We start from the raw sequence: 23,378 nt of genomic DNA on the forward strand, positions 1-23,378 counted from the left end.
ATGATCATCGGCCGCCGACCAAGAGTCCCGAAACCCGGGGCACGATGCCGGAATCCGGCACTGCCCTACCCTGATCAGGTGGATCCGGTCACCCTCGACGACATCGACCGCGGGCTGCTGCACGCACTCCAGGTGGATGGTCGCGCGCCGTTCAGCCGGATCGGTGCGGTGCTCGACGTCGCCGAACGGACCGTCGCACGCCGCTATAACCGGTTGCGCGGAGCGGGCGCGCTGCGCATCACCGGCGCGTGGGACGAGCGGCGTACCGGTCGCGCGGAGTGGGTCGTTCGCGTGCAGATGCGGCCGGACGGCACCGCCGGACTCGCCCGGGTGCTCGCGTGTCGGCCCGATACCGCGTGGGTGACGGTCGTATCCAGCGGCACCGAGATCACCTGCTTGTTCCGGACCCCGGACGAGGCGCCGCTCGCAGAGCTGGCCCGGAATCCGAAAGTGCTTGCAGTACAAGCACATCGCCTATTGCGGCATTTCATGAACCGCCGTTGGTCGGGGCGGACCTCGGTGTTGTCGGCCGAACAGGTCGCGGCGCTGCGCGGACCGGCAGCGGAATCGACGCCACCGATCATGACCGAACTCGATCGCCGCCTGGTCCCCGTCCTGGCCGTCGACGGCCGCGCCCCCTACCCCAGCCTCGCCCGCGCGGTCGGCTGGTCCGAATCCGCGGTCCGGCGCAGGCTGGATGAGTTGCGACGCACCCGGCTGATCCGCTTCGACGTCGAAACAGACCCACTGCTCTTCGGATTCACCGTCCAGTGCGCGCTCTGGCTGACCGTCACCCCGGGGCAGCTCGCCGCCGTCGCGCAAACGATCGCCGCCGACCCCGAAGCCGCGTTCGTCGCCGCCACCACCGGCAGCGCCAACCTGCTCGTCATCGCGGTATGCCGCACCGTCGACGACCTCTTCGGCTACACCACCGACCGCCTCGGCGCACTCCCCGGCGTGCAGCACCTCGAAATCGCTCCCATCGACGGCTATTTCAAGCGCACCGCGCCACCTGTCTAGGGCGGCGGGATGTGCGCGAAGTCGGGGCGGCCCATCCACCAGTTGCCCGGGGCGTTCGGATCGGAGCTGGACCAGTACTCGATGATCGCCTGGATGAATTCCGCGGCCGAGAGCCGTCCGTCGCCGTCGCGGTCGAGGTGCGTGAACGCCTCGTGCGCTGCTTCGTCGGACAGGCCGGGGAAGTGGCCGCGCTGGAACGCCGCGAACTCACCCGGATCGACACTGCCGTTGCCGTCGGTGTCGGCGATCGCGAGGAACGCCTCGGCCAGCGCACCGACGGTCGCCGCCGCTGCGGCCGGATCCTCGGCCAGGGTCCGAGTGGAGGTGATGAACTGTTCCCTGGTGATCGCGGTGCCGCCACCGGGAATGTGCGGCAGGTGCAGATCCCGCCAGATCGCCAGGTAGGCATCGATGATGCGTTGCTCCGCAGCGGAATTCGGCGGATAGCCCAGCGACGCAGCCACCCGCTGCCCGCAGAGCACATGATCGTGCTCGGTCAGCCGGCCGTCGCCGTCCACGTCGAGATGATCGAAACCGTGACCGATCTTGGCGGTCAGGAAATCCGGAACCGACACGACTCATCCCCTCCTGGGTCTCGGACAACGCGACGAGCCGGAACGGGCGAGGCCGATGCCCGCACCCCAACCATGGTAGGGACCGCGCGGCTCAGCCGGTCGCGATTCGGCGAGTTCGATGACGCCGCAGGCGGGTCCAAGGCGTTGCATCCGTTGCGAACCCGCACTCGATGCAGACTTGCGCTTGATGAAAGGTGTTGGGGAGCTTGGAGTTACGGGAGGCTTCGTTCCACGTGAATCATTGGGATGCCGAAACGACGTGCGCGGTCAGTCGGGGTGCGGGAGGGACTGGCGGTAACTGGTCTCGATCTGCTCGCGGAGGTGCTTTTCCGTATGCCGGATGGCGGGGCCGATGAAAGCCTTGATCACTCGATCGAGGAAGCGGCCTGCGAAACCACCGGGGACTCGGTAGTCGGCGGTGGCGCTGACCTTCGTGGTGTCCGGGCTCAGCGCCGCGAAGTCCCAGCGGATCGTTCCTGCGATGCCCTTGATGGCCCGCATGGTGACCCGGGAGCCGTCGATCCATTCGGTGGTGTCGGCACGCAGGTGCAGAGTGGTGGGGCCGAGATGCAGTGCGGTGTCGAAAACCGCTCCGACACCGGAGGTTTGGTCACCGACCGGGGTGAAGTGCCGGATGCCGAACATCCATTTCGGGACGTTGCGATAGTCCGCGACGTAGGTGAAGGTGAAGTCCACCGGCGCTTTACACGCCGCGCTGTGCTCGACATGCCCCATGCTGTCCTCCTGCCGCGCCCCGACTCCCCCGGTGCCGGCTCGACTCCCACGCCGGAGCAAGCTCGCACGCCGACGCGCTGTCTCCTCGACTCGCCGCCCGCCTCCGACCCTAGAACACCACGCCGATCTTCGCCCGCGAACTCGATTGCCCGCCAGACATTTACCCGCGTCGAGCACCGCACCAGAAACAGTCAGCCGCGCGACCCGCCACGCCCATTGCCACCCGGGATCGAAGACCAAGCTCGATCTCGACGCCAAAGACCACTGCCACACCGGCCCGAGCGACACTTGCGCCCAGCGCATTACGAAAGGAGACGCCGTGGACGCGCTACCGCCCACCAGAGGCGGCACCGCGAGTCCTCCGAGCACAATTCGAAGTCGGACGTCAAAAGCCAGCGCCGCGAGCAGCTTACCCTTCACCTGCGGTTTGCCCGCGTGGATCAACCAGGCGTGGTCACGAACCTACATGCGTGCCAGGCATTTACAGCCGGCGATCTACCTCGGCCCTCACTCGGCCAATTCGTCCAGCACCTCGCCCAGCCGGGTCAGCGTGGTCCGCCATCCACGCTCCAGCGCATTGCGTGCCATCTTCTGCCTGCGGTTCTCGATGTCGAAACCGGTCTGGGTCAACACGAGTCGGGTACCGCGACCCTGCGGCCGGATCGTCCAGTCGACGACCCACCGGGCCGGGTATTTGGCTCGCAGGTCCACCCAGCTGACGGTCAGCTGCGCGTCGGGCTCGGCGACGAGTACCTCGCAGGCGACCTCGCCGGGCGTACGAGCGGGAACCTCGAAGATGAAGTGAGTGCCGACGGTCGCGGCGAACCCGGTCGAGCGGAGTAGCCATCGTTCGATGAGGTCCGGTTCGGTCAGCGCGCGCCACACGTCCTGCGGCGGCACCGGAAAGAAGCTGCCGATCTCGACCGCCGCTGGATCCAGTTCCGCATCCGAGGTCACCGGCGCACCGCCGCAACGAATCCCACCATGCCACCAGCATTACATACGCCGGTGCGCGGTCAGTCCTCGTCGACGAGCGGCTCCCCGGCCGCGGCCCGCCGCACGTTCTCCCGGCCGTTGTCCTCTTCGGTGCGCCCGACCCGCCAGTAACCGGTGAAGGTGATCGAGTGTTTGTCGATGCCGCGTTCCCGGACGAGATGCCTGCGGGTCAGTTTGACCAGGTTCGCCTCGCCGGAAATCCACGCATACGGCGCGCCGCCAGGGAACTCGGCGGCCTGCACCGCCGCCAGCACCGCGTCACCGGGTCGATGGTCGCCGCGGTGGATCCAGTCGATCCGCACGTCGCCCGCGGTGTCGAAGCGCTGTTCCTCTTCCGGACCGGAGACCTCGATGAACGCGCGCAGCACCGCGCCCGGGTCGAGCCCCTCGATGATGGAACCGATTGCCGGGATCGCGGATTCGTCGCCGACCACCAGCTGCCACGCCACCGCGGGTTCGGGACAGTACAGCGCGAACGGCGGGCACAGCATGCCGATCTCGGCGCCCGGCACGGCCTTGGCCGCCCAATCCGACGCGGGCCCAGCGTGTTCGGCGTGCAGGACGAAGTCGATATCGAGTTCACCGAGTTCGGGTCGTTGCGCACGCACCGTATAGGTGCGCATCGGCGGCCGGATCGCGTCGGGCATGGCGAGATACCGGTGGTACCAGCTCATCGCCTGATCGGCGCTGTCGAGCGGGGGCGGGACGACGGGCCGCCGCTGGCCCGGCAGCGGGAAGAAGACCTTGGTGTACTGATCGGGCCCGACGTTGATCAGCGCGTCCGGGTCCTGTCCGGTGAGCGTGATGCGGACCATGTGCGGTGTCAGTTGAGCCACCCGGCTGACCTGTAGCGTCGCGTAGGCCATGGTCGGGCGGTTCGTGCGCGTCGTGGTTGCCATAAGGTTAGGCTAACCTGAGCGCCACCCCCCGCGCGAGGGGGCCGCGCCAGATCGAGCCCCCAGTCGCCGAGCCACACGGCCCGATCCAGGGGCCGCCCGATGCTCGGGTGCGGGCGTTCGGTACGGCCCGTTAGGGTCGGGTGGTGACCTGGACGGTGGGCTTCGACCTCGATATGACGCTGATCGATTCGCGGCCGGGAGTCGGCCGGGCCGTCGACCTTCTCGCGGCGGAATTCGACGTGCCGCTGCGCGGCGCCGATTTCGCGGATCGACTCGGCCCGCCACTGGCCACCCTGCTCGCCGAGGCCGGCGCACCCGAGGAACTCGTCCCGGCCCTGGTGACCCGATACCGCGAACTGTATCCGTCGATCGTGTCGAGCATCCCCGCCATGCCCGGGGCCGACGCCGCGCTGGCGGCGGTCGACGCGCGCGGCGGGCGGGTGCTCGTCGTCACCGGCAAGCACGGCCCGCTCGCCCAGTTGCACATCGACGAACTCGGTTGGCGGATAGACCATCTCGCGGGCGACCTGTGGTCCGCGGGCAAGGCGAGCGTGCTGCGCGAGGAAGGTGCCCACCTTTTCGTCGGCGATCACGCCGGCGATATGCGCGGGGCGCAGGCCGCGGGAGTGCTCGCGGTCGGGGTCACCACCGGTCCGTGCGACGCCGCCGAACTGCGGGCCGCGGGGGCCGACGTCGTCCTCACCGATCTCACCGAGTTTCCCGAATGGCTTGCCGAACAATCATTTTGAGAGAGGAGAACGCAGTGCAGGACCGGTTCACCGACAAGGTCGCCGTGGTGACGGGTGCGGCGCAGGGCATCGGCGCGGCCACCGCGCTACAGCTGGCGATCGAGGGCGCCGCGGTCGCCGTGCTGGACCGCAACGCCCCCGAGGACACCCTCGAACAGATCACGCGCGCGGGCGGTACCGCCCGCGGCTACGTCTGCGACGTCACCGACCGCGCGTCGGTCCAGTCGGTCTTCGACCAGATCGTCACCGATCTCGGCAGTCCGCAGATCCTGATCAACAACGCGGGCATCACCCGCGACGACCTGTTCTTCCGGCTGGCCGAGGACGACTGGAACGCGGTGCTCGCGGTGAACCTCACCGGTGCGTACCACTGCGCGCAGGTCGCGCAGAAATACATGGTGGCGCAGCGCTACGGGAAGATCGTGTCGCTGTCCAGCCGGTCCGCGCTCGGCAATCGCGGCCAGGCCAATTACGCCGCCGCCAAGGCCGGCATCCAGGGCCTGACCGCCACCCTCGCCATCGAACTCGGGCCGTACAACATCAACGTCAACGCCGTCGCGCCCGGCTATATCGCCACCGCGATGACCGCCGCGACCGCGAACCGCGTCGGTATGTCGGCCGAGGAACATCAGCAGTCGGTCGCCGAACGCACCCCGCTCGGCCGGGTCGGGCAGCCCGCCGAGGTCGCCGCGGTCATCGCGTTCCTCGCCAGCGACGAAGCGTCCTATGTCAGTGGCCAGACACTCTACGTCAACGGCGGCGCGAGGTAGGCGCGCGGCCGCGACGTCACCAGGGCAGCCGGCCCTGCCGATCGAAATACCCACCGGTGGGGCCGTCCGGTCCCGCGGTGGCCAGTTCGACGATGGCGTCGGTGCCCTCGGTGACGGTCTGATAGCCGCCGTTGTTGTTGAAATCCGTTGCGGTGTAACCGGGATCGGCCGCATTGAAGCGAATCTCGGGCAGTGCCCGCGAGTATTGCGACATGATCATGTTGAGCGCCGCCTTCGACGGGCTGTAGTTCAGGTTCGGCAGCGACGACTCCAGGCGCTCCGGGTCGGAGGTGACGGCCAGCGAGCCCATACCGCTCGACACCATCACGACACGCGGGTGCGCCGCCGCGCGCAGCAGCGGCAGGAACGCGTGGGTCACCTGGACCGGTGCGAACACATTGGTTTCGAAGACCGGACGCAGATCCTCGGCCTGCGTTTCCTCCGGTGCCCGGAAGTTGCCGGGGATACCCGCGTTGTTGATCAGCACGTCCAGTGCCTGCGTCCGCTCCCGCACCGCGGTGACCGCCGCCGCGATCGAGGCGGCCGACGTGACATCCAGCTGCACGAACTCGACGTTCAACCCTTGTTCGGCCAGTTCCGCCGCCGACTGCTTGCCGCGCGCGGCGTCCCGTGCGCCGAGGAACACCTGCCAGCCCAATTCGCCCAGCCTGCGGACGGTCTCCCGGCCGAGGCCCTTGTTCGCTCCGGTCACCAGAGCCGTTGTCGTTGTCGTCATACGTTCAGCTTCGGCACCCGCACCCCGCCTGCACAGGGCGGGTTCGTCATGGGATCAGCGGTACCACCCCCGGCCGCGCCGGGTGCGGGATGATCGAACGATGGACCGCACCGAACTCGCCGCCCTGCTCCGGCAGGCCCGCAGCCGGACACAGCCGCGCGATGTCGGCCTGCCCGCCGGTCTGCGGCGCCAGGTGCCCGGCTTGCGCCGCGAGGAAGTGGCGCAGTTGGCAGGTATCAGCGTCGACTACGTGGTGCGGCTCGAGCAGGGCCGTGGCCCGCACCCGTCCACCGCGGTGCTGGCCGCGCTGGCGCGCGCGTTGCGGCTGAACGACAACGATCGCAACCTGCTGTTCCAACTCGGCGGGGCCGCTCCGCCGCAGGTATGCCATATCGCGATGGTGGTGCGGCCCAGCGTTTTACGACTGCTGGACCGGATGTCCGATTTGCCCGCGCTGGTGATGTCCGCGAAAAGCGATGTGCTGGCCTGGAATTCGATGGCCACCGCACTGCTCGGCGACTTCTCCGCGTGGCCGGTCCCGCAACGCAACATGATCTGGCAGTGCTTCCTCGGCACCGCGGTGAGCCGAGTCCGGCATACCCCCGACGAGGTCCGCATGCTCGGCGCGTACGGCGTCGGCACCCTGCGCAGCGCGAAAGCCCGATACCCGACCGATCCGGAGCTCGATCGCCTGATCACCGAACTCCGCACGCGCAGTGCGGAGTTCGAGCAGCTCTGGCGCGAACGGCCGTCCAGCCCGTGGCGCACTGCCACCAAAACCATCGATCACCCCGAACTCGGCCCCCTCGTTGTCGAATGCGACACCCTCCTGGTCCCCGACGCCGACCAAACCGTGGTCGTCTATTCCGCCGAACCGAACACCCCCGCCGCCTCCGCCCTCGACCTACTCCGCGTCACCGGCACCCAGCAGTTCAGCGAGCACCGCTGAACCGCCGGACACGGATCGATGGTGCGGCCCCGAAGACCTAGGCGGCCTTGTACCGGCGCAGGTATTCGCCGGTGAGTGAACGGGGGTCGGCGAGAAGTTCGGCGGGGGTGCCGGTGAAGACGACCTCGCCGCCGGCCTTGCCGCCGTCGGGGCCCAGGTCGATCACCCAGTCGGAGTGGGCGACGACGTCGAGGTTGTGTTCGATGACGACCACGGTGTTGCCGCGCTCGACCAAGCCGTCGAGCAGGGCGAGCAGGGTGTCGACATCGGACATGTGCAGGCCGGTGGTGGGTTCGTCGAGCACGTAGACGCTGCCGGTATTGCCCAGCTGGGTGGCGAGTTTGATGCGCTGCCGCTCGCCGCCGGACAGGGTGCTCATCGCCTGGCCGAGGCTCAGGTAGTCCAAGCCGACCTCGTTCATGGTGCGCAGCTTGGCGTTCAGCGCCTTCTCCGGGAAGAACGCCAGCGCTTCCTCTGCCGTCAGCTCCAGCACGTCGGCGATCGACTTGCCGCGCAAGGTGAGTGCGAGCACGTCGTCGGAGAAGCGCCGCCCGTCGCAGGCATCGCAGTGCGTGGTCACCGGATCCATGTAGGCGATCTCGGTGATGATCACGCCGCGCCCCTCGCACTGCTTGCAGGCGCCCGCCGAGTTGAAGCTGAACAACCCCGGCGACTCCCCCGTCGCCTTGGCGAACAACTTGCGGATCGGGTCCATCAACCCCAGATACGTTGCGGGAGTGGAGCGCGACGACGCACCGATGGCCGACTGGTCGACGAAGATCACCTCCGGATGCTCGACCACGAAGACGTCCCGGATCAGGCTGCTCTTGCCGGAACCCGCCACGCCCGTGATCGAGGTCAGCACGCCGGTCGGGATGCCGACGGTCACGTCCTTCAGGTTGTGTACGGAGGCGTGCTCGATCAGCAACTCCCCCTTGGCCTTCCGGAAGTCCTGCCGCACCGTGAACGGACGGCGCAGCCCGGCGCCGGTCGGTGTATCGGCCGCGCGCAGTTCCTCGAAGCTGCCCTCGAACACCACCCGGCCGCCGTGCAGGCCCGCCCGCGGACCGACATCCACGATATGGTCGGCGATCTGGATCACGTCGGGATCGTGCTCGACCACGAGCACCGTATTCCCCTTGTCCCGCAAAGCCTTCAGCAGATCGTTCAACCGCCCCACGTCGCGCGGATGCAGTCCGACGCTCGGCTCGTCGAAGATGTAGGTCATGCCGATCAACGTGCTCGACAGGTGCTTGATCATCTTGAGCCGCTGCCCTTCGCCGCCGGACAGCGTCGAGGTCGGCCGGTCCAGGCTCAGGTAGCCCAGCCCGATATCGGCCACCCGCTGCAGCGCGGTGCGGATCGCGGCGGCCAGCCCGACCGCGGCCGGGTCGGTGATCTCGTCCAGCACGGCCATCAGATCGGTGATCTGCAGCGCGGCCCAGTCGGCGATGTTGCGGCCGTCGATCTTCGTTGCCAGCGCCGCCGCGTTCAACCGCGCGCCGTGACAGGTCCCGCAGACGCCTTCGGTGAGGAACTGCTGGATCTGGGCCCGGGTCTTCTCGCTGAGGCCGGAGGTGTCGCGTTGCAGTTTGGTGCGGGTGAATTTGGCGGCGATGCCCTCGTAGTCCGCTTTCCAGGTGCCCTTGGCGAAGGTGAGTTCCACCTTGCCGCCGGTGCCGTGCAACAGATCCGTGAATTCGGCCTCGGTGTAATCGGCGATCTTCTTGTCCAGATCGAAGCGCCCCGAATTGCCGTACAGCTGCCAGTCGCCGCTGCCGACGCCGTAGCCGGGCAACAGGATCGCGCCCTCGTTGAGTGATTTGGTGCGGTCCAGCAGCCGGTCCGGGTCGACCCGCACCGAGACGCCGAGGCCGTCGCAGTCCGGGCACATGCCCTGCGGCACGTTGAACGAGTAGTGGTAGACGAATCCGGCCGAGGGGGCGCCGAAGCGGGCGAACATGGCGCGCACCATGGAGAAGATGTCGGTCATCGTGCCGACCGTCGAGCGCGGGCCGCCGCCCACCGGTTGCTGGTCGATGATCACCGGTGCGGTGAGGTTCTCCATCGCCTCCGCGTGCGGGCGCTCGTAGCGCGGCAGGAAGTTGAGGATGAACGCGGGGAACGTCGCGTAGAGCTGCCGTTGCGATTCCACGGCGATGGTGTCGAACACGATCGACGACTTGCCGGAACCGGATACCCCGGTGAAAACGGTGATCTTGTTCTTGGGGATGTCCAGCGACACATTGCGCAGGTTGTGCTCACTGGCTCCGAGCAGCCGGATGACATCGGTGCCGGGAGCGGTTTCGGCGAAAGGCATACGAACACCATGCCACTCGACACCGACAAAATACCCACGGCGATGTGACGCAGATCACATTAATTCACGCCCATTCGGGCGGGTGCTCTGCTCTCCGCACCGGCCGTGAAAGATGCTCCCGCGCGCGAACTTCCGCCCCGGCCGCCCCCGCCGGACCCTTCCCGTCCAGAACGATCTCGGGATAAGGTTCCAGAATGGGCCAGCCTCGCGCGCATCGCACCCGGAAGGTGACCGTCACGTTGCCCGAGGAACTGGTCAGTACCCTCGAACGCTGGCGCGCCGAAGGGCGGATCGAGTCGGTGGCGGCGTTCGTCGCCGAATCGGTGTTCGCGCGGCTCGGCACGGCCGAGTCGCTGGCCAAGCTCGAAGAGGTGTTCGGCGGCAGACCGCCGCTGGAGCTGATCAACCGCGCCCGCGCCATTCAAGGGTTACCGCCGTTATCCGAGGAGGAGGCAGGCGGGCCACACCTCGGCGCCGCGTGAAAACCCCCGCCCTGGGCGGTGTCGTCTTCGATACCGCAGCCGTCGTCAGCTGGGCCAACCAAGCCAACTACGCCCAGGCCGTGGTCTGGGCGACGGTCGGCGCGAACAACACCATCGTCGTCCCCGCCACCGCACTGGCGGCCGCCCGCGCGCACATCTCGCCGCACCGCCTCGACATCCTCGACGTGCTGCTGGAACTGCCGCACACCATCATCACCGCCCTGGACCGCGGCGCGTCCGAACGACTCGGCGCCGCCTTCGCCGGTAACCCCGACGCCGAACTCCTGCTACCCGCCGGGCATGCCGCCGCCGAGGCGGTGGCTCGCGACTGGCCTTGTCTCACAGCGCGTCCCAAGAAACTCCGCCAACTGGACCCCCGGGTCATCATCGACCTGCTCCCCTAGGGTTTCGCGCACCAGTTCTGCGTTCCCGCACCCGCTGTGCCACGCCATAGCCGGTGCGCGAACACAGAAGCGGTGCGTCTAGCGCAGCAGGTCGATTACCGGGGCGAACTGTTCCATGCTGTGCTCGAGCACGGTGATGTAGCTGAAGCCGTAGCGGTCGCGGTGCGCCCGGACGCGGTCGGCGATCTCGTCGGGCGTGCCGATCAGCAAGGTGGGCAGCTCTTCCGGGCGATCGGCGACATCTTCGGGCAGGGCGGGACCGAACAGCTCGAGCACGGCAACCCGCTCCTCCGGCGGCACCACCCGCTGCACGAGCAGATTGAATTCCACACTGTCCGAACGCTTCCCGAGCAGTCCACGGACATACTCGACCCGTTCGCCGATCTCGGCCAACCCGGCCAGATGCAAGGGGCCGCCGTGCTCGGTCGCGGACGCGCCGGGAAAGGCGATGATATCGGCGCTTTCGGCGGCCAGGCGCAGCAGCCGGTCGCCCCAGCCGGCGATCAGCAGCGGCGGGCCCGCCGGTTGCGCTGGGCGCGGCTGATATTCGGGATCGGAGAACAGGGTCCGTAGCGTGCTGACCGTCCGCTCCAGGTGTGCCACCCGCTTGCCACCGGACTCGAAAGGGATTCCCGCGGACTCGAATTCGGTCTGCACATAACCGGCACCGAGCCCGATCTCCACCCGCCCGTCGGTGAGCTGATCCGCGCCCGCGATATCGCGCGCCAGCAATACCGGATTGTAGAACGAGGTGTTCAACACGAACGTGTTCACCCGCACCCGTTCGGTCGACTCGGCGGCCAGGACCATCGACGGAAACGGCGCCGGGCAGCCCAGATGATCGGCCACCCCGATCACGTCGAACCCCAGTTCCTCGGCCCTGCGGCACTTCTCGATCCACAGGGCCCGCGAATCCGGAGCCACCATGTTCACACCGAATCGAAAAGCCCGCTGCGCCGTCACGATCCCCTGTCTACCAGCCCCCCGTTTCCCGTTTTCCACAGGCTCTGCCCTCCACTTGCTCCCCAGTCCCCAGTCGATGACAGTTCGCGCCGGTCCGTGATCAACTTCTGGATGCGCCGGAGTTCTACCCGGCCGATGGGGAGCAGGAGGGGTTCATGAATTCTCATGTAGGGCCGCATGCCCGAAATCGCCGGATCAGACATCGAATCGCCTTGGGCATGACCGTACTTGCCGCCGCGACCGCGGTGGTGGTCACGTTGCCCGGCGCAGCCGCGGGCGCGCCGCCGTGCCGACGCACGCCGCGACGGGAATCAGCATGTGCTTCATCAACGGTAGACAGAACGGGCGTGGCGGCGGCATCACGACCTGGTTCTTCACCAAGAACCGGGTGCTCGAGGGCGACACGTTCTACGTGAAGGGCTGACCTCGAGCCGCGAGACAAACGACGATCGCTGACGAAAGGAACACAACCATGGCGGGTGTGGCGCCGGTTCAGGTCGACCACCATCAGTTCAGTGTGGGGGCGGTCGACGCCGACACACTCGACACCCGGGACGAGGGCACCCTGTTGTGTCCGGGCCCAGGATTCGTGACCGTGCTGACCGGAATCGCCTACGGGCCGGTGAGTGTCACGGTGGTGACCACCGACGCCGCACCCGAGGACAACGACCTCGCCGAATGGGAGGCCGTCGAGGAGGCCGGGCTCGAATCCGCCGGAGAACTGCGGGTACTGCGGTTGGACGGCGAGGTGGTGCCCGGCTTCGAGCCGATACCGCCGGGGCGGTACCGGATTCGCGCCTACGCCCGGGGCCGTGACGACAACTGGGATCTGGAGGTGGCCGAACCGCCCGAGACCTATCGGCTCGTGCTGTGGCCGACTACCGAGGCAGACAACGGAATTCGGCAACTGCACAAGACCGATACCGCGTATTCGGCACCGGCGAAAGCGCTGCCGATACCCGATTACGACCGGTCCTACATCCGCGACGCCGACGGCCTCGTGCAGCGGGTCCCGCACGATCACCCGGATGTCAAGGCTTTTCACGAGCGGGTGGCGACGTGGGGCGGGCGACCACCCGCACATGTGCTCACGGCAGGTTTCGGCAATTACGACGCACAGGTCCTCTCCGGTCTGGACCGAGATCTGGTCGACGGCATCGTGGCGCTGTCCCCCGCACGGCAGCGGGAGCTGGCCCGCTGGTGCGTGCATCGCGCATTCGAACGCGCGGGACTGACGGAATTCGCCGATTTCCGGGCCGGTCTCGCCGCGCTGGACGCCGGGGACCATGCGGCGGCACCGCCGGATTTCGGCAACGGCTCCCAAATAGTGACGCGGATCGACACCGACCCCGAGATCCCGGTCACGATCGTGTCCGGTCTCCCCGGCAACACCGAGCAGATCCAGCAGCACAAAGCTGTTTGGGCGTATTCCGCCGCGACCGATATCGACGACCCGCTCAAAGCCGCCTGCTGTGCGGTGCGGGCCGCCGCGACCACCTACGGCATGGACTACCCCGAACTGTTCGACGCGCTGCGTACCGAATTCCACCTCCCCACACCGTGACGAGCGCCGTCCCGGCACGGCTACCGGTTCTGCCCTAGAGTGGACGCCGGAGGTTTGCCGCCCTGCTGCTCATGGCTTCACCTCGCTGCGCTCGGTTCCGCCATGCGCACGGCGCACTGGGACATGATTCGCTCATTACGTTCGCTCATGTGCTGTCACCTGATCCGAGAGGGGTAACCGGATGACTCAGCTAGATCCCGTGGTGCAGGAATTCGTGGACGCGCTCAACGCCAACGACCAGGATCGGTTCTTCGCGGCGCTCACCGACGACGCGACCATGTCCGACGACGGCGTGGAACGCAATATCGGCCAGTGGACCGACTCGGAGGTCTTCGGCAGCAACGCGCGGATGCAGGTGGAGTCGGTGGACGACGGCGGCACCGAACTGGTTGCCGATTACACCAATTCGCGCTGGGGTTCGATGCGCACCAGCTGGCGGTTCACCGTGCGCGACGGCAAGGTCAGCCGGTTCGAGACGGGCCAGGCCTGACCCCGCCCTTGCCCGCACCGCACCGGGCTTGACATCCTGACGATCGTGTTCGCTGCGCCCCGTTACGGTACGGGCTCCCTCGCCGACCTGTTCCCTTCGCTGCTCGCCGGTTTCGGCTTGCCGGACGAGCGCGACCGGCTCGGCCTCGATATCGCCGCCGACCGGGTATGCGTCCTGTTGATCGACGGGCTCGGCGCCGCCGCGCTGGCCGCGAATCCCGGTGTGGCGCCGTTCTTGTCGGGCCTGCCGTCGGTCGCGCTCACCACCGGCTTCCCGAGCACCACGGCGACCAGCCTGAGTTCGCTCGGCGTCGGTGTGCCGCCGGGTGAGCACGGCATCGTCGGTTATCTGATGCGGGTGCCCGAGCAGGATCGGCTGGTGAACTCGCTGCGCTGGCGGCTGCACGGCGAGGGTGCGCGCGTCGATCTGCTGAACGAGCTGGTGCCGGAGGATTTCCAGCCCACCGCAACGGTTTTCGAACGCGCGGCCGCGCAGGGCATCGTGGTCACACAGGTGGCGCCGAATTACCAGAACGGTTCGGGCCTCACCCGAGCGGTGTTGCGCGGGTGCGCGTTTCGTCCCGCGTTCTCGGTCGGCGATCTGGTGGACGGCGTCGGCCTCAGCCTGCGCGCGGGCGATCGCACGCTGGTCTACGCCTACTACGGCGATCTGGACACCACCGGGCACGTGCGCGGGCCGTCCTCGGACGCGTGGCTGCTGGAGCTGGCCCATGTCGACCGGATCGCCGCGGATATCGCCGAACGGCTGCCGCGTGACGCCGCGCTGTTCGTCACCGCCGATCACGGCATGGTCGAACTCGGTGAGCGCATCGATTTCGACGAGCACGACGGGCTCCGCGCGGGCGTGCGGCAATTGGGCGGGGAACCGCGCGCCCGGCACGTGTACACCGAACCGGGCGCGGCCGGAGACGTCGCGGCCGCCTGGACGGAGATCCTCGGCCCGGACTACGCGGTGCTGCCCCGCACCGAGGTGATCGACCGCGGGTGGTTCGGCCCGATCGTGTCGCCGCGGGTCGCCGAGCGCATCGGCGAGGTGGTCGTGGCGCCGCGCGGCACCGGCGGCATCATCCGCAGCGGCGCCGAGCCGCTGCAGTCGATGATGGTCGGCCACCACGGCTCGCTCACCCCCGCCGAACTCGAGATCCCGTTGCGCATCTTTCGCGCCTGACGGGGTACAGCAGGGGCGGGGAGCCGGACCGCCACCGGTTCCCTGACTCGCCCGCGCGCCCGCCATGCGGCGCGCGGGGTGGGCTCTAGGGTGGTGACGATCGCCGCGGACGGCCGCGGCGACGAAGTATTCAGGAGGAGCACATGAACGGCACGCTGTCCCGGACCGGGCAGGCCGGCCTCGCGATCGCGGCGGTCGCACTGATGCTCGCCGGCTGCAGTGACGTGGAACGCGCCGTCAACAAGGGCGGTGACACCAAGTGCAGCGACTACGTCCAGCAGGACCAGGACAAGAAGCGCGTCACGATCACCAAGTTCGTCAAGCAGCAGACCAACGACGACCACGAACCCGCGGGCACCGTGGTGGACGCCACGATGGTCTCGGTCGACCTGCTGTGCGGTGGTCAGCGCAACGCCGACACGCCGATCAAGAACGCCGACGTGGCAGGCATCTTCCTCAACAAGTAAGCCAGACCTAGACCGGCGGGTTGGCGGCCAGCCAGTCGGCCGCCCGCCTGCCGGAGGCCCGGGCGAGCCACGCGTCCTGGATCGCCTCGGCCAGTTCCTGATGCGTGAGTTCGCCGATCCGGCTGCCGCGCACCAGCACCGAGGGGTGGCCGTTGAAGTGAGCGGTGGTGAAGAACGGTAATCGCGGATCCTGCACCAGCGCCTGCTTCTCCGATTCCGAGGACACCCAGAAGACGATGACGTCGGTGTAGCGTTCGCCGCTGCCGGGGTCGAAGGCGTCGGGGCGCGGTGTCCGGAAGAACACGAACGATTTCCCGCCCACCTGATAGATCGGGTTGCCCCGCGGGCCATCGATGCGTGTCACATACGGCATGCCGGAAGCCAGTTCGTGCACGTCGGCCAGCTGGGCCCGCCGTGAAACGGTCGCCATCCTCCGAGGGTAGTCCGCCACGCCGGGTGCGACACGGAGATACGCCGCAAGGACCGTTCGGTATGTCGGCAAACCCTCCCACCGCCGTCTTGCATACGCCAGAATGAGAGAGCGAATGTGAGCTCACACGACGATGGGGTTCTTCGAGGTGGCACAGTTCCGCACCCTGACCCAGCGGCGGGCCGAACTGGAAAAGGAATGGGAGCGCTGGGCTACGGCTCCGAATACCGCCACGCCACCGCGGTCGCGGCCCACCCTGCTCCGCACCGACGTGGCCCAATCCTGGCAGCGCTCGCTGCACACGGTGGATCCGGGTCGCACGGTCGCCCCCGGCCTGGACGACGTCGCCGACCTCTGGTCGGAATCCCCGCTGCGCACGCCGATCACCGAACTGTCCGGTGAACTACGCGGAATCGCCGAGGACGCAGGCTATCTCGCCGTGGTCACCGACGAGGCGGGCACGATCCTGTGGTCGGCGGGCGATCGTTCGCTGCGCAAGCAGGCCGAGCAGGTGAACTTCGCGCCCGGCGGGTGCTGGAACGAAAGCAATATGGGCACCAACGGTTTATCGCTGGCCCTGCACGACGACCGCCCCTGCTCGGTGTTCTCCGCCGAGCATCTGATCGCCGCGCTGCACGGCTGGGTGTGCTACTCGGCGCCGATCCACGCGCCCGACGGCAGGCAGCTCGGTGTGCTCGACCTGTCCAGCTCCTGGGATCGCTCGCACCCGCTGGTGCTGACCTCGGTGCGGGCGCTGGTCACCGCCGTGGAGACGATGCTGCGCGCCGCCGAGCCCACGCCGACGCCGGGCGTCCGGCTCGAATGTCTGGGCACCGCACGGCTGATGCGCGACGGCAGGCCGGTCCCGCTGCCACCGCGTCAGCTGGAGATCCTGGCGCTGCTCGCGCTCGAGCCCGACGGGTTCACGCCCGAGCAGCTGCACGCCGCCGTGTACGGCGACCGGACGGTCTCCGCCAGCACGCTCAAGGCCGATGTGTCGCATCTGCGCCGCGCCACCGGCGGCGAGATCACCAACCGCCGCTACCTGCTGACCGGGCCGGTGGCCTGCGATGCGGTCGACTTGCTGGCCGCCGTGGCGGCGGGCGACACCACCTCCGCGGTGTGGCTCTATCGCGGCCCACTGCTGCCCGGTTCGGACACGCCCGGCGTGGTGCAGTGGCGCTCCTATCTCGATGTCGGCGTGCGCAATGCGGTCTTGGCCAGCGATCGCGCCGAACACGCGGTCACCTTCGGCGAGCGCGCGCCCGGCGATATCGCGGTGCACGAGCACGCGCTGCGACTGCTGCCCCTCGACGACGTGCGCCGCGCCGTGGTCGCCGCCCGGTTGCACACTGCCTTGCGCTCCTGAATGCACGTGCAGTTGCACGCGCGTCGGTCACACCAACCTCGCACCAACCTTGGCGGGTCATAGTGACCCGACCACAGTGATTCTGCGAGGAGCGAGTGCATGATCTACGCGAGACCGGGGTCCGACACCAGCATCGTCAGTTTCGCCGGCCGTTACGACAATTTCATCGCCGGTGACTGGGCGCCGCCCATGACGGGACGGTATTTCGACAACCCCTCCCCCGTGGACGGCGAAAACTTCTGTGCCGTGGCACGATCCAGTGCCGCCGATATCGATATGGCGCTGGAGGCCGCGCACGCCGCCGCCGAGCGCTGGGCGCTCACCTCGGCGACCGAGCGGGCGAACATCCTGTTGCGGATCGCGGAGCGCATCGATGCGCACCGCGAGCGGCTCGCGGTGGCCGAGACCTGGGACAACGGCAAGCCGATCCGCGAATCCCTGGCCGCCGACCTGCCTTTGGCGGTCGATCACTTCCGCTACTTCGCGGGCGCGATCCGGGCCCAGGAGGGCAGCATCGCCGAGATCGACGGCGACACAGTCGCTTACCACTTCCACGAACCGGTCGGTGTGGTGGGCCAGATCATTCCGTGGAACTTCCCGATCCTGATGGCCGCGTGGAAGATCGCGCCCGCCCTCGCCGCGGGCAACTGCATCGTGCTCAAACCCGCGGAACAGACCCCGGTTTCGATCCTGCTCGTGGTCGAGCTGATCGCCGATCTGCTACCGCCCGGAGTCCTCAACGTGGTCAACGGTTTCGGCGTGGAGGCGGGCAAGCCGCTGGCCGCCAGTCCCCGGGTGGCGAAGCTGGCGTTCACCGGCGAAACCACCACCGGGCGGCTTGTTCTGCAGTACGCCAGCGAGAACATCGTGCCGGTGACGCTCGAGCTGGGCGGCAAGAGCCCCAACATCTTTCTGCCCGACGTGCTCGCCGCCGACGACGAATATCTGGACAAGGCGATCGAAGGCTTCACGATGTTCGCGTTCAACCAGGGCGAGGTGTGCACCTGCCCGTCGCGCGCGCTGATCCACTCCTCGATCTACGACGAGTTCCTGGCCCGTTGTATCGAGCGCACCGACGCGATCGTGGGCGGTGACCCGCTCGACGAGCGCACCATGATCGGCGCCCAGGCCGGGCCCGATCAGTACGAAAAGATTCTGTCCTACATCGACATCGGACGACAGGAGGGCGCTCGGGTGCTGACGGGCGGGGAGGCCCGCAAGGTGGATGGGCTGCCCGGCGGGTACTACATCCAACCCACGATCTTGGCCGGCAGCAACACCATGCGCGTGTTCCAGGAGGAGATCTTCGGACCCGTGGTCGCGGTGACCCGGTTCGACACCGTCGAGGAAGCGGTGCGCATCGCCAACGACACGCTCTACGGTCTCGGGGCCGGCGTCTGGACCCGGGACGGCAGCACCGCGTTCCGGATGGGCCGCGCGATCAAGGCGGGCCGGGTGTGGACCAACTGCTATCACGCCTACCCCGCGCACGCCGCGTTCGGCGGCTACAAGAAGTCCGGCATCGGCCGGGAGAACCACAAGATGGTGCTGAATCACTACCAGCAGACCAAGAATCTGCTGGTCAGCTATGCGCCCAACAAGCAGGGGTTCTTCTGATGCAGCAGCGAGCGCAGCGGGTCGCCATCACGGACCGGGCACGAAATGTGTTGCGGCAGTTGATCGACTACCACGGTGCCGTGCTGTTGCACCAGTGCGACGACTACGGCGACGCCGCCTCGCCACGCTGGTTCCCGGTGCGCGAATGCCGGGTCGGCAGTGCCGACGTGCTGCTCGGCTACCTGCCCTGGCACACCGAATTCTGGATGTGCGCCGAACAATACGAGGTGTGGAAGCACACGCACCTGACGGTGGACGTGGTGAGCGGACGCGGTAGCGGCTTCCCCCTGGAGGCGCCCGACGACGTGCGCTTCCGCATCCGATCCCGACTGCTCACCGATGCGGAGGTGGCGACCTTGCCGCCGCCGCGCACCGGGGCCGATCGGATGACCTAGGACCTCCGGGCCTGCGGACCCCGTTCGCGTCGACCGGCGCGGGCGAGGCCCGGCGGCAGTGTCCGCCAGGTGGCGCACGACCACCTGGCGGGCGCTGATCAGCGTCCGGGCAGGAACCGCAGGCTGCGCGCGACCGACATCAGGAACCGCTGCCACTTGTCCTGCGAAACCAGCGGGGGCGCATCGAGATTCAGGAACCGGGTGACGACGACGGTCTGCGGCTCGGTGAACTTGAGCAGTCCGTCCGGGCCGTGCCTGCGCCCGACGCCGGAGATGCCCATGCCGCCCATCGGCGCGGCGGTGCTGCCCCACGCGGGAGCGTAACCCTCGTCCACGCAGACGGTCCCGGCGTGCAACTGCTCGGCGATCCGCTCCCCCGCGGACTTGTTCGCGGCCCAGACACTGGCGTTCAGGCCGTATTCGGTGTCGTTGGCGAGCCGGATCGCGTCGGCGACACTGTCGACCGGATAGATCGAGACCAGCGGGCCGAACGTCTCGTTGCGGCCGCATTCCATCTCGTCGGTGACCTCGGCGAGGACGGTCGGCTCGTAGAAGAGCGGGCCCAGGTCCGGCCGGGCCTTGCCACCGGCGAGCACCTTCGCGCCCTTGGACGTGGCGTCGGCGACATGCTTGGTCACCGTCTCCAGCTGGGCCTCGGAGATGAGCGAGCCGATATCGGCCGAATAGTCGTAGGCCGCACCGAGTTTCGCCGCCTCGACGGCGGCGACGAACTTCTCGGTGAACTCGTCGGCGATCGACCGTTCCACGTAGAGCCGTTCGATCGAGATACACAGCTGGCCCGCGTTGGAGAAACAGGCCCGCACCGCCGCCTTGGCGACCTTGTCCAGGTTCGCGCCCTGCGCCACGATCATCGGGTTCTTGCCGCCGAGTTCGGCGGAGAAGCCGATGAGCCTGCGTCCGCACTGTTCGGCCAGGGTGCGGCCGGTCGCGGAGGAACCGGTGAACATCAGGTAGTCGCAGCTGTCCACGATCGCGGTGCCGACCACGGTGCCCGGTCCCGGGACCACCGCGAGCAGGTCCCGTGGCAGGCCGGCGCGGTAGAGCAGCTCGGCGTTGGCCAGCGAGGAGAACGGGGTCTGGCTGTCCGGCTTGACCACCACGGCGTTGCCCGCGATGAGCGCGGGGATCGAATCGCCGATGGACAGCAGCATCGGGTAGTTCCACGGCGCAACCACACCGACGACGCCCTTGGGCTGATGGCGCACCGACGTGCGATTCAGCACCGGGAACGCGCCGGGCACGCTGTGCGCGCCGAGCAGGCCGGGTGCGGCCTTGGCGAAGTAGCGGGCCGCGAACATCAGGCCCATGATCTCTTCCTGCGCCGCCCAGCGGGCCTTGCCGGTCTCGGCCTGCACCACGTCCATCAGGAATTCGCGGTGCTTCACCACGAGCGCGCGGTAGCGTTCCAGCACCGCGGCGCGATCGGCGGCCGAACGCGCCGCCCAGCGCGTCTGCGCGGCTCTGGCCTTCTCGAACGCGGCCGCCACGTCGTCGGCGGTGCCGACCGGCACGCTGCCGAGCGGCTTACCGCTGAACGTCTCGGCGATCGTCTTACGCGCACGCTCGTCCGGATTGTCGATCGCGGCGAGCCCGCTCAGACGGTCGAAGACGGCGGCTTCCGGCGCGGGCATCGTGGCCTCCTACGTAGTCGATGCGATCTCGTGTTACCGCGAGGTACACACAATCTACGCCGTGCGCGGACCCCGCAGTACCGCGACAGCGGTCATTGCCGCCGAAGCGGGACAGATCCGGCCGCGAATCCCGCCGCAAACGCCACGCCGAGCGGTCATGCCGCCGTCGGTTGTCGTTCACGGGAAAGTCAACTCGAGTCTCAGTCAGCGGGACACTGGTCCCGCCCAGTCCATTTTGTGGTTTAGGTTGTGCCGATGTTCAGAGCGAGGCTCGGGGTCCGTACGCGGATCCTGGCAATCGCGCTCATTCCGAGCCTGACTCTGCTTGTGGTCGGCGTGGGCGCAGCGGGATACCTGGTCGCCGAGGGGACCAAAGCGAAAGAGTGGGCGGTACAGAATCAGAACGCCATCCCGCAGACCAGAGAACTCATGGAGGCGGTGCAGCAGGAACGCCGCCTGACCCTGGCCCAGCTCGCCGGTGACGACACCGTTCCGCCCGCCCTCGCCGCAGCCCGGATCCGCCTCGACGGCGCGATGCGCGGACTCATCGAGGTGTCGAACGGCCTTCGCGAAGTGGACGATTCGAAGATCGGCGACGACGTCGCGGGCTTCAACACACTGCTCAGCCAGATGACGCAGGTGCGGATGGCGACCGACGCGGGTCAGCTGCCGCCCTCGGACGCGTACATGTTCTACAACCGGTTGCTCGACGTCATCTCCGTGGGCACCGGCATCGCCGAACAGACCGCGCCGGACACCGAGATCGGCGTCGCGATCGCCGACGGCATGCGGTTTCTCAATGCGGCCGAAGCGATGTCGCGCAGCAACGCGCTCGGCGTCATGCTTTCCACCAGCAACGGCGCCACGCCCATCCCGGTCGAGGAATTCCTGCGCCAAGTCGGCTTCTATCACGCCGAGATCGGCAACCTGACCACCGAACTCAGCGCCGACAAGGCACAGCACGACCGGCTGCAGGCGCTCACCGGCAGCAATGCCTGGCAGCAGCTGTCGCTGATGGAATCGGCTGTCGCCCAGCGGCATCTGACCACGCAGGCGGCGGCGAACAGTTCGAACGGCTCGGGTAGTTCGAGCAGCTCCAGCAGTTCGACCAGCTCGAAGCAGCCCGCGCTGCCGTTGTCGAACGCGGAGTGGCAGAACGCCGCGTCCGAGGTGAACCGCGGCCTGATCGATGTGTGGACCGCCCAGAACCGGCACTCCCAGGAACTGGCCGAGGACAAGGCGAACAACTCCGCGGCCAACTCGCTGTACGCGGGCGGCGGCGTGCTCGTGGTCAGCATCGTCGCCTTCCTCATCGCGCTGGTGCTGGCCAACCGGATCATTCGCAGGCTCAAGCGTTTGCGCCGGCAGACCATCGCGATGGCGGACGAACGCCTGCCCGAGACGATGCGCAGGCTCAACGACGGCGAAACCATCGACCCCGCGGTCGAAACGCCGGTGCTCGACTTCGGCCACGACGAAATCGGCCAGGTGGCCAAGGCTTTCCAGCACGCGCACGCGGCCGCCATCGGCGCGGCGGTCGCCGAGGCCCGCACCCGCGAGGGCGTGAAGTCGGTCTTCCTCAATATCGCGCACCGCAGCCAGATCGTGGTGCACCGGCAACTGGAGATCCTCGACGAAGCCGAACAGCGGCAAGAGGATCCGATCCTGCTCGACACGCTCTTCCGGCTCGACCACCTGGCCACCCGGGAACGCCGCAACGCGGAGAACCTGACCATCCTCGGCGGCGGCCAGCCCGGCCGGCAGTGGCGCAACCCGGTGCCGCTGATGGATCTGGTGCGCAGCTCGGTCGGTGAAACACTGGACTACGCCAGGGTCCGGGTGGCCCGGCTGCCCGAGGTGCACGTGGTCGGCACCGTGGTCGCCGACCTCATCCACCTGCTCGCCGAACTGGTGGACAACGCCACCGCGTTCTCCCCGCCGCAATCGCGAGTCGAGGTGAGCGGCAACGTGGTCGGCAAGGGCGTGGTCACCGAGATCAGCGACCAGGGCATGGGCATGTCCGACGGCGAACTCGCCCGGCTCAACGACATGCTGCGCACCCCACCCGATTTCGGCGTCGCGGCGCTGTCGGCGGACTCCCGGCTCGGCCTGTTCGTCGTCGCCCAGCTCGCGGTGCGCCACGGTGTCACGGTGCGGTTGTCGGAGTCCGACTACGGCGGCATCAAGGCCATCGTGCTCATTCCGTCCGCGCTCATCGTCACCGATTCGGTACCGCCGCAGACGCCCTCGGAGCTGACCGACCCCGGCCGGCGCCGACGCCTGCCCGCGGCACCCGTCGCCGAATCGGCGGCCGCGCCGCAGCCCGCCGCCGGGGCCGTCGCCACCCTGGCGCTCGAATCACCGGCCCCGCAGCCGCCGCAGTACGCCGCGCCGCAGCCCGGCGGTGACACCAGGCCGGCCCTGCCGCGCCGCAGCAGGCAGGCCAATCTCGCTGCGCCGCTGGCGGAATCGGCCCCCGAACCGCCCGCTTCGCCCGCCCCGCAGGCGCGGTCCGCGGAGCAGGCACGTGATCTCATGTCCGCCATCGAGAACGGGACAAGGCAGGGCCGCCGCTCCGCTATCATCCCGGACGAACAGGAAGGGTAGG

Annotated in this window: 23 protein-coding genes; 14 read left to right on the top strand and 9 right to left on the bottom strand. The window is 68.2% G+C overall.

What is annotated here, in order from left to right:
- Window positions 1-78: 78 nt before the first annotated feature.
- Window positions 79-1,020 carry an Lrp/AsnC family transcriptional regulator gene (locus O3I_RS26105; protein ID WP_014985998.1) on the top strand — a complete coding sequence of 314 codons (942 nt, stop codon included), beginning with the start codon at window positions 79-81 and terminating at the stop codon, window positions 1,018-1,020.
- Here O3I_RS26105 and O3I_RS26110 read toward each other — a convergent pair.
- From O3I_RS26110 to O3I_RS26125, 4 genes are all read right to left on the bottom strand, one after another.
- Complete coding sequence (locus O3I_RS26110; RefSeq protein ID WP_014985999.1) at window positions 1,017-1,595, bottom strand: EF-hand domain-containing protein; 579 nt, start codon at window positions 1,593-1,595, stop codon at window positions 1,017-1,019. The genes O3I_RS26105 and O3I_RS26110 overlap by 4 nt on opposite strands.
- 267 nt (window positions 1,596-1,862) lie before the next feature.
- The gene (locus O3I_RS45655) at window positions 1,863-2,330 is read right to left on the bottom strand and encodes an SRPBCC family protein (RefSeq protein ID WP_014986000.1); all 468 of its coding nucleotides are present in this window, start codon (window positions 2,328-2,330) and stop codon (window positions 1,863-1,865) included.
- A 507-nt stretch (window positions 2,331-2,837) separates the two neighbouring features.
- The gene (locus tag O3I_RS26120) at window positions 2,838-3,287 is read right to left on the bottom strand and encodes an SRPBCC family protein (RefSeq protein ID WP_014986001.1); all 450 of its coding nucleotides are present in this window, start codon (window positions 3,285-3,287) and stop codon (window positions 2,838-2,840) included.
- A gap of 59 nt (window positions 3,288-3,346) precedes the next feature.
- Window positions 3,347-4,225: a siderophore-interacting protein gene (locus O3I_RS26125; RefSeq protein ID WP_014986002.1), complete on the bottom strand. Its 879-nt coding sequence runs from the start codon at window positions 4,223-4,225 to the stop codon at window positions 3,347-3,349.
- Between the two features lie 143 nt (window positions 4,226-4,368).
- Between O3I_RS26125 and O3I_RS26130 the strand changes: the two genes are divergently transcribed.
- Together O3I_RS26130 and fabG are read left to right on the top strand one after the other, a co-directional pair.
- On the top strand, window positions 4,369-4,974 hold the full coding sequence (locus O3I_RS26130) for an HAD family hydrolase (RefSeq protein ID WP_041564386.1): 606 nt from the start codon (window positions 4,369-4,371) through the stop codon (window positions 4,972-4,974).
- Entirely contained in the window at window positions 4,950-5,744 is a 795-nt protein-coding gene (gene fabG / locus O3I_RS26135) for a 3-oxoacyl-ACP reductase FabG (protein WP_051066762.1), read from the top strand. Before O3I_RS26130 ends, fabG begins: the two co-directional genes overlap by 25 nt.
- A 16-nt stretch (window positions 5,745-5,760) precedes the next feature.
- Here fabG and O3I_RS26140 read toward each other — a convergent pair whose 3' ends face one another.
- On the bottom strand, window positions 5,761-6,480 hold the full coding sequence (locus tag O3I_RS26140) for an SDR family NAD(P)-dependent oxidoreductase (protein WP_041562881.1): 720 nt from the start codon (window positions 6,478-6,480) through the stop codon (window positions 5,761-5,763).
- A gap of 100 nt (window positions 6,481-6,580) precedes the next feature.
- Between O3I_RS26140 and O3I_RS26145 the strand changes: the two genes are divergently transcribed.
- On the top strand, window positions 6,581-7,429 hold the full coding sequence (locus O3I_RS26145; RefSeq protein ID WP_014986006.1) for a helix-turn-helix transcriptional regulator: 849 nt from the start codon (window positions 6,581-6,583) through the stop codon (window positions 7,427-7,429).
- A gap of 37 nt (window positions 7,430-7,466) precedes the next feature.
- Here the strand turns inward: O3I_RS26145 and O3I_RS26150 are convergent, their stop codons facing one another.
- Window positions 7,467-9,749 carry an ATP-binding cassette domain-containing protein gene (locus O3I_RS26150; protein WP_014986007.1) on the bottom strand — a complete coding sequence of 761 codons (2,283 nt, stop codon included), beginning with the start codon at window positions 9,747-9,749 and terminating at the stop codon, window positions 7,467-7,469.
- 194 nt (window positions 9,750-9,943) lie between these two features.
- On the opposite strand from O3I_RS26150, the gene O3I_RS26155 reads away from it, so the two are divergent.
- Window positions 9,944-10,231: a hypothetical protein gene (locus O3I_RS26155; protein WP_014986008.1), complete on the top strand. Its 288-nt coding sequence runs from the start codon at window positions 9,944-9,946 to the stop codon at window positions 10,229-10,231.
- Window positions 10,228-10,635 (top strand): hypothetical protein, encoded by a 408-nt coding sequence (locus O3I_RS26160; RefSeq protein ID WP_014986009.1) that lies wholly within the window; start codon window positions 10,228-10,230, stop codon window positions 10,633-10,635. Before O3I_RS26155 ends, O3I_RS26160 begins: the two co-directional genes overlap by 4 nt.
- A gap of 78 nt (window positions 10,636-10,713) precedes the next feature.
- Here the strand turns inward: O3I_RS26160 and O3I_RS26165 are convergent, their stop codons facing one another.
- A complete protein-coding gene (locus O3I_RS26165) occupies window positions 10,714-11,598 on the bottom strand; it encodes an LLM class F420-dependent oxidoreductase (RefSeq protein WP_014986010.1) in 885 nt (294 codons plus the stop codon).
- A gap of 472 nt (window positions 11,599-12,070) precedes the next feature.
- Between O3I_RS26165 and O3I_RS45660 the strand changes: the two genes are divergently transcribed.
- The 4 genes from O3I_RS45660 to O3I_RS26185 all read left to right on the top strand — a co-directional run bounded on the left by O3I_RS45660 (window position 12,071) and on the right by O3I_RS26185 (window position 15,307).
- Complete coding sequence (locus tag O3I_RS45660) at window positions 12,071-13,162, top strand: hypothetical protein (RefSeq protein ID WP_014986011.1); 1,092 nt, start codon at window positions 12,071-12,073, stop codon at window positions 13,160-13,162.
- A 181-nt stretch (window positions 13,163-13,343) separates the two neighbouring features.
- Window positions 13,344-13,652, top strand: coding sequence for a nuclear transport factor 2 family protein (locus tag O3I_RS26175; RefSeq protein WP_029900504.1), 309 nt, complete (start codon window positions 13,344-13,346; stop codon window positions 13,650-13,652).
- A 45-nt stretch (window positions 13,653-13,697) separates the two neighbouring features.
- Window positions 13,698-14,840, top strand: a complete 1,143-nt coding sequence (locus O3I_RS26180) for an alkaline phosphatase family protein (RefSeq protein ID WP_014986013.1) — start codon at window positions 13,698-13,700, stop codon at window positions 14,838-14,840.
- 143 nt (window positions 14,841-14,983) lie between these two features.
- The gene (locus tag O3I_RS26185) at window positions 14,984-15,307 is read left to right on the top strand and encodes a hypothetical protein (protein ID WP_014986014.1); all 324 of its coding nucleotides are present in this window, start codon (window positions 14,984-14,986) and stop codon (window positions 15,305-15,307) included.
- A gap of 7 nt (window positions 15,308-15,314) precedes the next feature.
- On the opposite strand, the gene O3I_RS26190 is transcribed toward O3I_RS26185, so the two are convergent.
- Window positions 15,315-15,737: an MmcQ/YjbR family DNA-binding protein gene (locus O3I_RS26190; protein WP_014986015.1), complete on the bottom strand. Its 423-nt coding sequence runs from the start codon at window positions 15,735-15,737 to the stop codon at window positions 15,315-15,317.
- 133 nt (window positions 15,738-15,870) lie between these two features.
- Here O3I_RS26190 and O3I_RS26195 point away from each other — a divergent pair, with 133 nt between their 5' ends.
- The 3 genes from O3I_RS26195 (at window position 15,871) to O3I_RS26205 (ending at window position 19,118) form a co-directional block, all read left to right on the top strand.
- Window positions 15,871-17,106, top strand: coding sequence for a transcriptional regulator (locus tag O3I_RS26195; RefSeq protein ID WP_014986016.1), 1,236 nt, complete (start codon window positions 15,871-15,873; stop codon window positions 17,104-17,106).
- 99 nt (window positions 17,107-17,205) lie between these two features.
- Window positions 17,206-18,723 carry an acetaldehyde dehydrogenase ExaC gene (exaC, locus tag O3I_RS26200; RefSeq protein WP_014986017.1) on the top strand — a complete coding sequence of 506 codons (1,518 nt, stop codon included), beginning with the start codon at window positions 17,206-17,208 and terminating at the stop codon, window positions 18,721-18,723.
- Window positions 18,723-19,118: a DUF779 domain-containing protein gene (locus O3I_RS26205; RefSeq protein WP_014986018.1), complete on the top strand. Its 396-nt coding sequence runs from the start codon at window positions 18,723-18,725 to the stop codon at window positions 19,116-19,118. The genes exaC and O3I_RS26205 overlap by 1 nt, the downstream gene beginning before the upstream one ends.
- A 98-nt stretch (window positions 19,119-19,216) precedes the next feature.
- Here O3I_RS26205 and O3I_RS26210 read toward each other — a convergent pair whose 3' ends face one another.
- Window positions 19,217-20,770, bottom strand: a complete 1,554-nt coding sequence (locus tag O3I_RS26210; protein WP_014986019.1) for a succinic semialdehyde dehydrogenase — start codon at window positions 20,768-20,770, stop codon at window positions 19,217-19,219.
- Between the two features lie 255 nt (window positions 20,771-21,025).
- Between O3I_RS26210 and O3I_RS26215 the strand changes: the two genes are divergently transcribed.
- The gene (locus tag O3I_RS26215) at window positions 21,026-23,377 is read left to right on the top strand and encodes a sensor histidine kinase (protein WP_014986020.1); all 2,352 of its coding nucleotides are present in this window, start codon (window positions 21,026-21,028) and stop codon (window positions 23,375-23,377) included.
- The last annotated feature ends 1 nt before the right edge of the window (window position 23,378 follow it).

The sequence above is a fragment of the Nocardia brasiliensis ATCC 700358 genome (assembly GCF_000250675.2).
GTDB classification, from domain to species: domain Bacteria; phylum Actinomycetota; class Actinomycetes; order Mycobacteriales; family Mycobacteriaceae; genus Nocardia; species Nocardia brasiliensis_B.

What these genes read in the sequence shown, in the direction of transcription:
- O3I_RS45655 (WP_014986000.1), bottom strand. Translation starts at nt 2,330, where the DNA reads ATGGGGCATGTCGAGCACAGCGCGGCGTGTAAAGCGCCGGTGGACTTC.
- O3I_RS26125 (WP_014986002.1), bottom strand. Translation starts at nt 4,225, where the DNA reads ATGGCAACCACGACGCGCACGAACCGCCCGACCATGGCCTACGCGACG.
- fabG (WP_051066762.1), top strand. Translation starts at nt 4,950, where the DNA reads ATGGCTTGCCGAACAATCATTTTGAGAGAGGAGAACGCAGTGCAGGAC.
- O3I_RS26140 (WP_041562881.1), bottom strand. Translation starts at nt 6,480, where the DNA reads ATGACGACAACGACAACGGCTCTGGTGACCGGAGCGAACAAGGGCCTC.
- O3I_RS26145 (WP_014986006.1), top strand. Translation starts at nt 6,581, where the DNA reads ATGGACCGCACCGAACTCGCCGCCCTGCTCCGGCAGGCCCGCAGCCGG.
- O3I_RS26150 (WP_014986007.1), bottom strand. Translation starts at nt 9,749, where the DNA reads ATGCCTTTCGCCGAAACCGCTCCCGGCACCGATGTCATCCGGCTGCTC.
- O3I_RS26155 (WP_014986008.1), top strand. Translation starts at nt 9,944, where the DNA reads ATGGGCCAGCCTCGCGCGCATCGCACCCGGAAGGTGACCGTCACGTTG.
- O3I_RS45660 (WP_014986011.1), top strand. Translation starts at nt 12,071, where the DNA reads ATGGCGGGTGTGGCGCCGGTTCAGGTCGACCACCATCAGTTCAGTGTG.
- O3I_RS26175 (WP_029900504.1), top strand. Translation starts at nt 13,344, where the DNA reads ATGACTCAGCTAGATCCCGTGGTGCAGGAATTCGTGGACGCGCTCAAC.
- O3I_RS26185 (WP_014986014.1), top strand. Translation starts at nt 14,984, where the DNA reads ATGAACGGCACGCTGTCCCGGACCGGGCAGGCCGGCCTCGCGATCGCG.
- O3I_RS26190 (WP_014986015.1), bottom strand. Translation starts at nt 15,737, where the DNA reads ATGGCGACCGTTTCACGGCGGGCCCAGCTGGCCGACGTGCACGAACTG.
- O3I_RS26195 (WP_014986016.1), top strand. Translation starts at nt 15,871, where the DNA reads ATGGGGTTCTTCGAGGTGGCACAGTTCCGCACCCTGACCCAGCGGCGG.
- exaC (WP_014986017.1), top strand. Translation starts at nt 17,206, where the DNA reads ATGATCTACGCGAGACCGGGGTCCGACACCAGCATCGTCAGTTTCGCC.
- O3I_RS26205 (WP_014986018.1), top strand. Translation starts at nt 18,723, where the DNA reads ATGCAGCAGCGAGCGCAGCGGGTCGCCATCACGGACCGGGCACGAAAT.
- O3I_RS26210 (WP_014986019.1), bottom strand. Translation starts at nt 20,770, where the DNA reads ATGCCCGCGCCGGAAGCCGCCGTCTTCGACCGTCTGAGCGGGCTCGCC.
- O3I_RS26215 (WP_014986020.1), top strand. Translation starts at nt 21,026, where the DNA reads ATGTTCAGAGCGAGGCTCGGGGTCCGTACGCGGATCCTGGCAATCGCG.